Here is a 12,107-nt window from a genome sequence, read left to right as displayed (position 1 = left end):
GTCTAATTCTTAGCTTAACCGGGTATCCGCATATTCAGTAAAGACGCATACTTTCATTCAGTACAAAAAGGGGATTGCCTTGACAACCCCCTTACTGTTAGCGGCCCAGCCGCTGCGCCAGTTCCTGTAGTTTTGCCACCCGTTGGGCGGTGGTAGGGTGCGTACTGAAGAGGCCAACCAGCCAATCGCCGCCTTTTAGCGGATTAACGATAAACATATGTGCGGTCGCAGGCGTCGCCGCCGGCAGCGCCTGATGCTTAGCATAATACTCCAGCTTTTCCAGTGCGCTGGCCAGAGCCTGTGGCTTACCGGTCAGTTCCCCGCCGCTCTCATCGGCCAAAAATTCGCGTGAGCGGGAAATACCAAGCTGAATAAGCGTCGCCGTCAGAGGCGCCAGCACTATCAGCAGCATCGACCCGATGATCCCGCCTGCACCGCCTTCCTGTTCCTCGTCATTACTGCGTCCAAAACCGCCAAACATGGCCGCCCATTGCGCCATATTCGCGATCATACTGATCACCCCTGCCAATGTGGCCACAATGGTGCTAATCAGGGTATCACGATTTTTCACGTGCGCCAGTTCATGGGCCATAACCCCTTCCAGCTCCTCGCGATTCAAGATACGGAGAATACCGGTTGTCGCCGCCACCGCCGCATGCTCGGGGTCACGCCCGGTCGCAAAGGCGTTAGGCATTTCAGTTTCCATAATATATACCTTGGGCATGGGCATTTTGGCCTTACGGGCCAGCTTCACAACGATTTCATAGAGTTCCGGCGCTTCCCGGACCGTCACTTCCCGTGCGCCATACATATTGAGCACAATTTTATCACTAAACCAGTAACTGCCGAAATTCATAGCCACTGACACCAGGAACATGATCATCATGCCGCCCCGGCCGCCAAACCAGTTGCCAATCGCCAGCAACATGCCGGTCAGTGTCGCAAGAAGAAGGACCGTTTTCATACGGTTCATATAAAAATTTTCACACTCCTCATATTTTGCTGCTTTGTAGCAGCTACGAAATTAGGAAGCTATCACTGTCTTCCATTTTCGTATTGCTATTTATTATACCGGATAGCGCCTGTCATTACAATTTCCCTGCCAGCTTCACCCAAACGGCCTGAGACAGCCTGGCGCTGCTGATTGATACTGAGTCGCTGCTAGTCACGCAGGCTCTGTCAGGCTTATTCAGACTTAGTTTTTCATAATTCAAGTCTGTACAATCCGCGTTCACCGGCTGATAACATACCGTAATAATACTATGCCCCTTTCCTAACATCAGATGTTACAAAAGGGGCATCCTTACTATTCTCTTACCCAACCGTACTCTTGCCAGCTCTCTCGCTTAGCTGCACGACAGCCGCATGACCGGCCACTGACGTACAAGACCGGGACGGAAATTTGCTTGCCCGAAACACGGTCCCTGTCCCCGTGTTTTTAAGAAGAGACTTATTCCTTTGTCCCTTCTCCTGAATTAGCGGTCGCGGCCGTATTACCGTTCTGGTCACTGCCGATCGAATTTCCTAAATGTTTGATGGTTTCCCGCATCTTTTTCTGATAATAACCGGTCAATGCAAGCATACTGGCATCCTGAAGAAAATCAGGTCTGATCCCTTTTTCTTCTTTGCCGCCGCTCTGCCGGTTGACAGATATATCTGCACCGCCGGACGCTTGCTCGGCGCTACCGTCAGCATTGTTTTTTCCGTCTGCCGATTCCTTCTCCTTGCCATCGGTTTTCTTCTCCGCAGTCTCACCGATCAAAACCCGCATATTTTTACCGATCACCAGATAGGTATATACGCGGCCGCCTTGTCGGACAGTGAGATACTTCCAGCCGCCAGAACTATTGTCGGTTTCCTCGGAAGACTGCTTTCCATAGGCGGTCTGAGTTTTCGCCATTGCCGAAATTCCCTGCAATTCCACTATAACCCCCACACATTCTTACCAAAAATTAACATACCTACTTTATTATCGTATTTTTCAAGAAAATTCTTAAGACCGATTTTAGCTATGCCTATTTCGAAAAGAGGGGGACAAGGAAAACATCTGTTCACTTGCAGCCTTCCGCTCAGCTATGCCTATTTCCGGATAGTATAGCCACTATTACCGGGCGCATCCGTTCATCGGTACGCGCTCTATGATCAAAATATCTGACATACCATACCGACAGCGCAAACAACCCCATCCCGCCGGCTATCGATGTCAGCAAATTGTCCGTTCCGGTATAATTAGCTGCATAATATCCGGCCAGCGCGCCGGCGAACGCTGCAAGGAGGGGCGCCATATATACAATAAACGCCGCCTTAAGCATATTCACCTCGCGAATCTCAATAGCGACACTCTGGCCCGGCTTGGCCCCGGCCTTGTTTAAGGCTTCCACAACAATAGCGGTATTACCCGGGCATGCGCCGCAATTTTCACAGTCACTATGCCGGCTTGCTTTTACTTTAGCCACGTTGCCGGTTACCTCGAGAACAATACCTTCCTGTTGTTTATTCATATTTCCCACTCCTCCGGTCCTCTTGTTTCCCTTTATTATACAAATTAAATATGAATTATTTGTGAAAATGGTGTGAAGATACTATGTGTTTAGTTATAGAGAATGTGAAAATAAAATATCCTGCAAGATCTACCTTACAGGATATTCCCCTTACTCTGATACTGCCAAAATGCTTCTGTTCTCCCGGCTCAGTGCAACGCCATTTTTTCTACACCAGACGATGCCGACGGGCGGAAAATAATATTATCAATATGCGCCATCCGCTACCTTAATGACGCCGCGTATCATTCCCATCCAGCAGCTAAAGGCAACCTCTCGCTCCGGCGGTATGAATTCAATTATGTTTTCTCCCCTGGTTAGCTTCTTCTTAATTTGCAAGGCCGGTACAACAATCTCATTGTTGCAGGAGTTGATCACCTTGCCCTCAATGATCCATTTTACCGGTATCCCCTTTTGCACATGGAGGACGCTCGGCTGATAGCCATTGCGATCTGCAGTCATGCGGATAATTTGCACGGCACTGTCGGGCTCCTGTTTTACCTCCGCTACCTTGTCTTTTGTGCCAGCCACCAGGCCGGATACGGTGTCCATCCCCACCAGGGCCAGACCGCGATTGGCCATAACAATGCCTAGCACTATGACAAGCACACCGCTCAAGCGCAACAATCTGGCTGTTGCAGCTTTGCTAAACATGCCGCTAAGCGTTCCGCAGGCAAGCATCAGCGGCATGGTGCCCAGAGCAAAAGCAAACATTGACATGGCGCCTGCAGCGGCGCTGCCGGTTCCTAATGCATAAAGCTGCATGGTCTGCAACGGCCCGCAAGGCATAAGTCCGTTCACAACACCTACCCAGTATGGTGTTGTGCTATGAACGAAAGGTAAAGACGGCAGGGGTATTTTCAGGTATTTTTTTAAGAAACTGATTCCGGCAAGGTTTAAGCCCATTAGGATCATGAATATCCCGGAAAATAGATTAATGCCGGCAACTACATCCAGCGACAGCGATAATGCTGAGCCAACTGCGCCGACAATCCCGCCCAGCAGGGTATACCCTGTGAGCCTGCCTGCATTATAGGCCAGAGACGGCTTTAACGCCGCTGATTTATTACCTTCGGATACATTTATGCTTTGTGACAGCATAATGCCGCCACACATTCCGACGCAATGAAGTGAAGTTAAAATGCCTGTTGCAAAAAGCAAAAGGTATGTAACTTGGCCTGACAGTTGGCTGTTCATATTAAAATCAGTCCCCAGCCATCCCAATAACAGGATAAAAAGAAAAACCAGCAGCATACCTGCCATATCTTTAATGCCGGCCTTTGCCTGTACATAGTTGCCGACAGTATAACCTGCGCCATGAATAGCCTGCTGGACCGCCGCGGCTGTACACTGCTCCGTATCGAATTTCACCCGCACGGTTCCCGCTGCATAGCTAGCCTTTACGTATACTACACCGCTAACCTTCCGTAGCGCCTGCTCAATCTTCCTCTCACATGACCGGCAGTGCATATCACCTACCGGCAGCGATGTTTGCATGATACTCATAGCCAGCCCCCTCATATTCCAGCGTATACCATTATTATATGGGTCCCTTTCGGATTTATGAGTTAGTAGAACACTTAGTGTGAAACACAGTCCCTGTCCCCGTGTTTTAATATCCCTTTCTTTAAATATTTTAACAGTTAAAGCTTTAACGTGCACTAATTTTTGTAAAATCGCTAGCCCGTATAAAATGAGACTGTCCCTGAGAACAGCCTCATTTTTAAGCCGCTGTTGCATCCTTATTGATATCCCCGCCAAGTAACCTTAAACCGTTGACTGCGGATTTCAAATTGCCGTTGCGCGGAATAAACCCGCCGTAAAGTATCGCAGCTTTGGCCGGCATCGCCATATGGTCCCATCTCGGCTAACACTTGCAAAATCTGAAAAGCCATCTCACTAAGACCGATTACATCCTTGGACCGGTGAACAACTGTACCCAGATTGACCTGGCAGGTAGTCCAAAGTCCGGCCAACTCTACTGCCTGGAGCAGCATTGCCATTTCTACGCCGTAGTTGACCGGTATACGCATTTTCTGAAAGTCGTCACGATAAATGGCGGCTGTACCGGCCAAGGGCTGGATATAGCCGGACAGTTGCGGCATAAAGGTATTAATCCAGGGGCGGGCCAATATTTCCGTTACTCGTCCACCACCCAACTCAATCCCTGATGACTCAACGTTAACTGGTCTGGCATAATATCCTTTGGAAAATCGAATAACGGGGTGAGTAAACAACGGTCCCAGCAAACCATAAAAAAAGCGCGGCGTAATGCTCTCAATATCGGTGTCAACCCACGCTAAAATATCGGCATCGGTAACAAACGCACTTTTAAACATGGCCTCCCCTTTACCGCGAAAGCTCCCCAGTTCCGGACGGATCTCCTGATGTATAAATACGGGGATGCCATATGATCTGGCAATATCGACAGTACTATCAATGGAAGCCGAGTCAATCAGGATCACTTCATCAATCAAACCTGCTTTCTGTACCTCTAACGCTGTTTTAATTACATTGCCCACTGTCCTTTCTTCATTTAAGCTTGGCAATAAGACAGCCACTTTTTTATCCAGTCTCTTCTTATAACTGCGCAGTACGGCAGGTAAAGAGAAATCTCCGGCGTCGTATGTTCGCTGCCGCACCCACCGGTATATCTCATCACTCTCATCTAACTCCATCTCAACATGCGGCCCGCGAACCACAGTAACACTCCCGCTGTAATGCTCCTTGACCGTCTGATATAAAGGCTGCAGCTCTGAAAAGACCAACGGTGCGCCAAAAAACAGCATCCGGTACTCCGGACCGATCGCTTTAACCAAATCGGCCACGGACGCATCCCGCCGCCACCTTACAGATACACTGTCAAATAGAGCATTCGCCGGGACTACTACGGAAGACAGAAAGACCTCTTCCATTTCACGTATCCTTTCTTCCAAATGAAAAATCTTTAAGTGTTTCACTCCTGTCGCGGCTAAAACGTCCAAAACGGCTCGGGCATTGACTCCTCCCCGCAGAATAGCCGCCACTTCCCCATCTTTCCAGCCGTCAGTTATTACCATAATGCCATCGTTCTTCATACTTCTTTCTTGAAGGTCCTCAAAGCTCTCGGTAAAAAAATCAACTTCGGTTTCCCCCATTGAACTTACGAATGGCCAATTATAAATTTTGGTATTGCTCACATATATCCCCCCATTGCTCTAATATCTTACTTGTCCTGTCAGTTTGAGCCATAGGCTATCAACTGTTAATCATCCCTTGGGAGCAACCTAACATACTGGCTTGTATACATTGTATGCTGAAAAAAGCAGGTGAAGTCCTTTTAACAGACTTCACCTGTTTAAATATTTCACATTTTTACAGACACCTTATAATCAAGTGGTCTGCACAGGTCATTATACTAATAGAAATTTTTAAATAAAATAATTTGCAAGCTGCAAAAAAATGCCGCCACCAATAGAATTAAATCAAAGGTGACAGCATTTCTGACGTTTACGTTTTTCTAAATTCAATTCAACTATTCGCTCCCTGAAGTCTGGTTCCTCATAGCAAAAAAAGAATGCTAACCGCTTTAAGAATTCTGCAAATGTTGTATTTTTCGTATTCTCTCGTCGCCAGTAAAAGCAATAGCAGAACCTAAAATAATTATTAAAATTCCCATAGCCATATTAATAGTGACAGGTTCTTTAAGAATAAACAAAGCCAAAATCGGCGCTAACGCCGGCTTTATAAAAAATACAATGGAACCGCTTGCCGTTGAAGTTGCTTCTATACCTAAAAAATAGAACATGTAACCAAGTCCTGTTACAAATACCCCAATAAAGATTAAACTTGGAGCAGTTTGGAGGTTAATACCTTGCAACAATGGTATATTTGCGAACAAAGCCATGCCGTTATGCAAGAAGAAATTTGCAACAGGATATGTTCTTGTAATTAATATTAATAAGAGAATTTCTATACTGCCAAACAAAAAGCTAAAACAGGTTAAGGAAATACCTCCGTAATATTGGATGCGTTTACGTCCAATTACAGTATATGCGGCGAAAGCGGCTGAGGAGAGAAGCACTAGAATAATGCCTTCCATACTCCCGGTTACATTCCCTGGATTTATAATAATAACCACGCCAATTACATTAATAATTATAGAGATTAGTCTATAAGGATGGAGCTTCTCATCTAAGAACAAAAAGGCAAAAATCACAGAAAATACCGTTATGCTGGATAGTAAAACAGCGATAATAGACGCTGACGCATATAAAAGCGCCAATTGGTACAGTATCATACTGATCACGACACAAATAAAACCGGTCAGTGCAAAAAAACGAAAATCGCTTACTGTAAGACGAATATTTTTAGTTTTTAATCGCCGGACGGCAAAAGGGAACAGAAGCAGAGAGCCGATAAAAAATCTAAGAAAAGTTAACTGAATTGGATTGAAATCTTGATTGACCAGTTTCAGAGCAATTTCCATTGAGCTAAATAAGATAGCTGTTAGAGTGATGTAAATATATCCCTTTTTCACGCCTTTCCCTCTTTTCCCAATTAAGGATAACACACCGGCAATGTTTCTACCGTCAAAATTCATTTATTTGAGAAAAGCACTGCTATGTCGTTAAACTTAATCTTAATGCTTACGTCATTTTTGACATCCCGCCCTCAAACAATTATCATTATAGCATGTGTTAAATCATATCAAAAATATTTATTACGACTCACTTGTATATGAAATTCGAATGATAATTTATGAAAGGATATACTGTTATGGAACTTCGCCAGCTTAAATATTTTCTAGCAGTTTCCGAAGAAGGGCAAATTACCAAAGCCGCGGAGCGACTGCATATCACACAGCCCCCGCTTAGTCAGCAGATAATTTTACTTGAGCAAGATTTAGGGGTACAACTTTTCAACAGGACAAAAAAGCATATTCGTCTAACAGAAGCCGGCCAGATATTACAGCAAAGGGCCAAACAAATTATTGAACTATTAAAAACCACCAGAGATGAAGTTCAGGATAGTTCAAACGGAGTGCGCGGAAAGCTTACTATCGGTATGATTACCTCGTCAGGCAGATTCCTGATACCGGAACAGATACAGGAATTTCACCGTACATACCCGCTTATTTCTTATGATTTACGGCAGGGAGATACCCAGCGTATACTGGAACTATTAAATTCCCATCTCATTGAGATTGGATTTGTACTGCTGCCGGTCGATACTTCCCTGTATAATTTTGTTGCATTACCGAACGAAGGTATGATCATGGTCGCTGCGCCTCATTTTCTGGTCTCAGACAATGATAAAGAGCTTACCTTGAACAAGCTAAAAGACCAACCCTGGCTAATTCACAGACGATATGAAACAATTATCTACGACTATTGCCATCAACTTGGATTTGAGCCTAATATTCTTTGCATCAGCGATGAAGTAGCTCCGCTCTTATTGTATGCCCAGCTTAAAATTGGTATTGCCCTTGTCCCGGAATCAGCCATTAATCTCTTACCAAGTTCATCCTTACTGGTAAGAAAAATAATAAAACCCAGTGTCCCTACAACTAGCGGGCTAATTTGGCTCAAGAATCATGCCCTTTCAACAGCCGCAACTAATTTTATTGAGATATTCCGGCAAAGACTAGTAACTTCAAATCCCAAAACCAATTAAATATAGGGCGGCGGAAGGCAGCAAGTCCAGTTGCCGCATGATCTATTTAATAACATATTCAAACCCGAAACGTCTGTAATCCTCCAAAAAAGGCTGCGATTCGGGGGAAAATCCGATGGCTCAAGCAGTCGTTTTTGTTCGTTAAGAGCTTCTTCCTTGGGCCGCTCTTCCGTTTGTAGTTCTTGCCCGCATTGATCAAGGAGGATTGCACCTTTAGGAGAGTTAACCAATATTAACGAGACTCCCAAGGGATCAAACCATTTGGGGCTGTATTTCTCAATTCCAAAATAATCCGCTCAAAATAATAGCCCGCCAAATTGGCGGGCTGCTTAGGCATCAGATCAAGCACGAACTTATTGTTTGAATTCAATACGGTACAATTTGCTGTATAATCCACCAGATTTAATTAATGTATCATGATCACCAGATTCCACAATCTTTCCTTTCTCCAGGACGATTATCAAATTGGCACGTTGTATAGTCGACAACCTGTGAGCAATAACAAAAGATGTTCGTCCAAGCATTAGTCGATCGAGTGCTTGCTGGACTAGCACCTCATTCTCAGTATCCAAAGCCGAAGTTGCTTCATCAAGAATAAGTATACGAGGGTTCTTTAAAACTGCTCTGGCTATTGCAATGCGTTGCCGCTGCCCGCCGGATAGTTGTGAACCTCGTTCTCCAATCGTAGTTTCATATCCGTTAGACATTTCCATAATGAAATTGTGAGCATTAGCTACCTTTGCCGCTGCAATTACGTCTTCTTGTGATGCATCTAAATTGCCATATAAAATATTCTGATATATTGTACCGCTAAACAGGATTGTTTCCTGCGGCACAATCCCTATTTGCTCACGGAGGGACTGCAATGTAATTGTGTCAATATCGATGTTATCAATTCTAATCGAACCATCTGTAGGATTATAAAACCTGGGGATCAGATTTACTACTGTAGTTTTTCCCGCGCCGCTAGGCCCAACTACAGCAATTAGCTCTCCCGGTTTAGCTTCGAAAGAAACATTTGTTAAAACAGGCTTTCCTGGTTTGTACTCAAATGAAACATTGTTAAAGCTTACATATCCGTCTACGGGTGATAACTCTTTAGCACCCCTTAAATTTTTTCCTTCCGGCTCTATATCAAGCACTTCAAATATTCGTTGCGCCGCTGCTAATGCCCGTTGGATATCTGCGTAAACATTGCTTAGACGTTTGACAGGAGTGGGTAGGTTAATCACATATACGAGAAAGGATATAAGAGCGCCGGAAGTTAAATTGCCGTTTATCACTTCGTGTCCGCCGAACCAAATGATAGCTGTAATTCCAATGGTCGAGAGTATATTAATAATAGGTGTAATAATAGCCATTACTTGAATAATCTTCATTTGCGCTTGGAAGTTCCGCTTATTTTCGTAATCAAATCGCTCTAATTCGTAGCTCTCACGGGAAAATGACTTAATAACCCTAACAGCTAAGATAGTTTCCTGAAGAAATGCAGTTATATCAGCAGCTCGTTCCTGCAAAGTCCGGCTTTTTATCCGCATTTTCTGACCGGATACATTTACTGTATATAAGATGAGCGGAAAACTGACAAACATCAACAGAGAAAGTTTCCAGTCAATATAGAGTAGCAGTATGATCGATCCGACCAAGGTTACTGAGTGATTTACAAAATCAATTACATTATTAACTAATGCTGTTTGCAGCGCAGCCACGTCATTAGTAATATAGCTCATAATCGTGCCTATAGGACGCTTTTCAAAAAATAACATCGATAGCTTTTGCAGGTGCTGATACAAATCTCTGCGAATATCGATAATAATTTTTTGGCTGGAATAGGCCATTAGATATGTTTGTCCATACATGAAGATACCCTGAAGCACGATTAGGACAATGACAGTGACTGCAATTAGATTAAGTGTAGCAACATCTTTTGTCGCTAAGACATTATCAATCACATTACCGATAATTTTGGGCAAATAAAGATTAACCGCTGAGGCAAAAATCGTACAAACCAGAGCACTTATTATCGCCAAACTGTATGGCTTTATGTAGCGTGAAATGCGGACATATATTCTCAATATTACCTACCTCATTGGCATACAAAGATCTCCATCTTTATTACTCCCCAATGTGTAACAAAATATCCTCAACTGATTGCCTGGGGACTATTTCGATGTATCCAGACAAAAGCCAAGTTGGGGAGTCTCCTTCATGAAATCCTGTTTCTAAAAATACTTACACAGCTTTGTTCCAACATGCTCCCCCTTGTTTCAAAACTATTAATAATTCTTTGCACTGCAAGCAGCGCCAGCTATAAAGCAAGGAGTGAATATCGGCACAAGTGGTTTCATATTGGCGGGTTATCCCAGAGCTGTTCCTTTAGCATTAGCTGAAAGAATACGTTTTTATTGTTTTCTATCTATTTTTGCATTCCCATACAAAAAAGGGGGGGCGCTAAACGCTTTTTTCAAAAAGCGTTTAGCGCCCCCCCTTTGTATCCTGCACTAATACTTAAATTATCTAGAGCATTTTTTTACAAATGTTACTAAACCAATTCCATGCCTAGCCTAATGGCTTTTTCGTTAAGCTCTTCGGTTCCCTTAGGAACCCGATTTAACACGGCCCTGGTAAGTGACTCCATAGATACTACCCCCGTGATCTTGGCTATTGCACCCAAAGCTATTATATTGGCAAATAATGCTTTCCCCAATCCTTCTTGCGCAGTATGGGTAATAGGAAGTTCATAGATTTTTCTATACTGCTTTTCAGGCAGTTTTCCTACAAATTGATTGTCTGTAATTAATATGCCCTCTTCCGGAAGATCGACAGTATATTTTTTACACGATTCCTGGCTCATGGCCAGCACAACATTCGGTATAGTTATCTTGGGATAATGTATCACTGCATCGGAAATAAGCACTTCCGATTTGCTGGAACCACCACGGGCTTCAGGTCCATAAGACTGAGACTGTATAGCATTTTTTCCGTCTAACAGTGCGGCTTCTGCCAGAATAATGCCTGCTAAGATCAGTCCTTGTCCGCCAGTTCCGGATAAACGCAATTGCTGCATATTATTTCGCTCCTTTCTGGCTTTTAGCTATAACCTTATCATATTCTGCTGTATATTCCGGCGCTTGCTTTTTATACAAAACACCTATTGGGAATTTATCCAGCTTCTCTTCTTCGGTTAACTTTTCGTAGGCCGCCAGCATAACGCCCTGGTCTTTTTGCAGCTTCATCATATTAGCTGCAGAACCTTTCTTGTTCTGACGCCCGAAAGAAATCGGACAAGCACTTATCGCTTCGATAACGCTAAATCCTACATGCTCGATCCCCTGCGCTATAACATCAGCTAACAGTTGTGTATGGAATGTTGTAGCACGGGCGATAAAGGTCGCCCCTGCTCCTCTGGCCAAATCGTATACGTCAAAAGGACGGTCTACTGTCCCAAAAGGTGCGGTAGTAGCTTTAGAGTTTGTCGGGGTTAGAGGTGAATATTGACCGCCTGTCATACCATAAATATTATTGTTGTAGAGGATCACAGTAATGTCGATATTACGTCTGGCGGCATGGATGAAGTGATTCCCGCCTATGGCTGTAGCATCCCCGTCACCGGTTACTACGATTACTTTAAGCCGCGGCTCGGCAAGTTTAACACCCGTTGCTACCGGCAAAGCCCGTCCATGGGCCGAGTGCACCGTATTAAAGTCAAGATAGCCTGATGCTCTGCTTGAACAACCTATGCCGGATACTACTGCCACATTATCTTTTTCCAAAGACAATTTATCAATGGCTTTTACAAGAGCGCCAGTCACAATACCATTACCACAGCCGGGGCACCAGATATGGGGCAGCCGGCCGGCACGAAAATATTTGTCAATTATTTGTTCCATTTCTATCTAAGCTCCTCCTCAC

At 44.3% G+C, this 12,107-nt stretch carries 10 protein-coding genes; 1 reads left to right on the top strand and 9 read right to left on the bottom strand.

What is annotated here, in order from left to right:
- Positions 1-97 precede the first annotated feature (97 nt).
- The 6 genes from htpX to SATMO3_RS02450 all read right to left on the bottom strand — a co-directional run bounded on the left by htpX (position 98) and on the right by SATMO3_RS02450 (position 7,059).
- Positions 98-973: a zinc metalloprotease HtpX gene (htpX, locus tag SATMO3_RS02475; protein ID WP_371377007.1), complete on the bottom strand. Its 876-nt coding sequence runs from the start codon at positions 971-973 to the stop codon at positions 98-100.
- Between the two features lie 477 nt (positions 974-1,450).
- The gene (locus SATMO3_RS02470) at positions 1,451-1,924 is read right to left on the bottom strand and encodes a hypothetical protein (RefSeq protein WP_371377004.1); all 474 of its coding nucleotides are present in this window, start codon (positions 1,922-1,924) and stop codon (positions 1,451-1,453) included.
- Between the two features lie 145 nt (positions 1,925-2,069).
- Complete coding sequence (locus SATMO3_RS02465) at positions 2,070-2,501, bottom strand: SoxR reducing system RseC family protein (protein WP_371377001.1); 432 nt, start codon at positions 2,499-2,501, stop codon at positions 2,070-2,072.
- Between the two features lie 246 nt (positions 2,502-2,747).
- The gene (locus SATMO3_RS02460; RefSeq protein WP_371376998.1) at positions 2,748-4,046 is read right to left on the bottom strand and encodes a sulfite exporter TauE/SafE family protein; all 1,299 of its coding nucleotides are present in this window, start codon (positions 4,044-4,046) and stop codon (positions 2,748-2,750) included.
- Between the two features lie 236 nt (positions 4,047-4,282).
- Positions 4,283-5,719: a glucosyl-3-phosphoglycerate synthase gene (locus SATMO3_RS02455; protein WP_371376996.1), complete on the bottom strand. Its 1,437-nt coding sequence runs from the start codon at positions 5,717-5,719 to the stop codon at positions 4,283-4,285.
- 389 nt (positions 5,720-6,108) lie between these two features.
- Positions 6,109-7,059, bottom strand: coding sequence for a DMT family transporter (locus SATMO3_RS02450; RefSeq protein WP_371376993.1), 951 nt, complete (start codon positions 7,057-7,059; stop codon positions 6,109-6,111).
- Between the two features lie 239 nt (positions 7,060-7,298).
- Between SATMO3_RS02450 and SATMO3_RS02445 the strand changes: the two genes are divergently transcribed.
- On the top strand, positions 7,299-8,195 hold the full coding sequence (locus SATMO3_RS02445) for a LysR family transcriptional regulator (RefSeq protein WP_371376990.1): 897 nt from the start codon (positions 7,299-7,301) through the stop codon (positions 8,193-8,195).
- A gap of 353 nt (positions 8,196-8,548) precedes the next feature.
- Here the strand turns inward: SATMO3_RS02445 and SATMO3_RS02440 are convergent, their stop codons facing one another.
- The 3 genes from SATMO3_RS02440 to SATMO3_RS02430 all read right to left on the bottom strand — a co-directional run bounded on the left by SATMO3_RS02440 (position 8,549) and on the right by SATMO3_RS02430 (position 12,085).
- Positions 8,549-10,270 carry an ABC transporter ATP-binding protein gene (locus tag SATMO3_RS02440; RefSeq protein ID WP_371376987.1) on the bottom strand — a complete coding sequence of 574 codons (1,722 nt, stop codon included), beginning with the start codon at positions 10,268-10,270 and terminating at the stop codon, positions 8,549-8,551.
- A 467-nt stretch (positions 10,271-10,737) separates the two neighbouring features.
- Positions 10,738-11,262, bottom strand: a complete 525-nt coding sequence (locus SATMO3_RS02435) for a 2-oxoacid:acceptor oxidoreductase family protein (protein ID WP_371376984.1) — start codon at positions 11,260-11,262, stop codon at positions 10,738-10,740.
- Position 11,263: 1 nt separating this feature from the next.
- Positions 11,264-12,085, bottom strand: a complete 822-nt coding sequence (locus tag SATMO3_RS02430) for a 2-oxoacid:ferredoxin oxidoreductase subunit beta (RefSeq protein WP_371376982.1) — start codon at positions 12,083-12,085, stop codon at positions 11,264-11,266.
- Positions 12,086-12,107: the final 22 nt, after the last annotated feature.

Source organism: Sporomusa aerivorans (assembly GCF_041428895.1).
GTDB lineage: Bacteria > Bacillota > Negativicutes > Sporomusales > Sporomusaceae > Sporomusa > Sporomusa aerivorans.
The sequence above is the reverse complement of the archived record's forward strand: the minus strand, read 5'-3'. Positions and strand labels throughout refer to the sequence as shown.

Excerpts from the sequence above, each read along its gene's own strand:
- SATMO3_RS02460 (WP_371376998.1), bottom strand. The coding sequence starts at position 4,046 with ATGAGTATCATGCAAACATCGCTGCCGGTAGGTGATATGCACTGCCGG.
- htpX (WP_371377007.1), bottom strand. The coding sequence starts at position 973 with ATGAACCGTATGAAAACGGTCCTTCTTCTTGCGACACTGACCGGCATG.
- SATMO3_RS02465 (WP_371377001.1), bottom strand. The coding sequence starts at position 2,501 with ATGAATAAACAACAGGAAGGTATTGTTCTCGAGGTAACCGGCAACGTG.
- SATMO3_RS02430 (WP_371376982.1), bottom strand. The coding sequence starts at position 12,085 with ATGGAACAAATAATTGACAAATATTTTCGTGCCGGCCGGCTGCCCCAT.
- SATMO3_RS02445 (WP_371376990.1), top strand. The coding sequence starts at position 7,299 with ATGGAACTTCGCCAGCTTAAATATTTTCTAGCAGTTTCCGAAGAAGGG.
- SATMO3_RS02435 (WP_371376984.1), bottom strand. The coding sequence starts at position 11,262 with ATGCAGCAATTGCGTTTATCCGGAACTGGCGGACAAGGACTGATCTTA.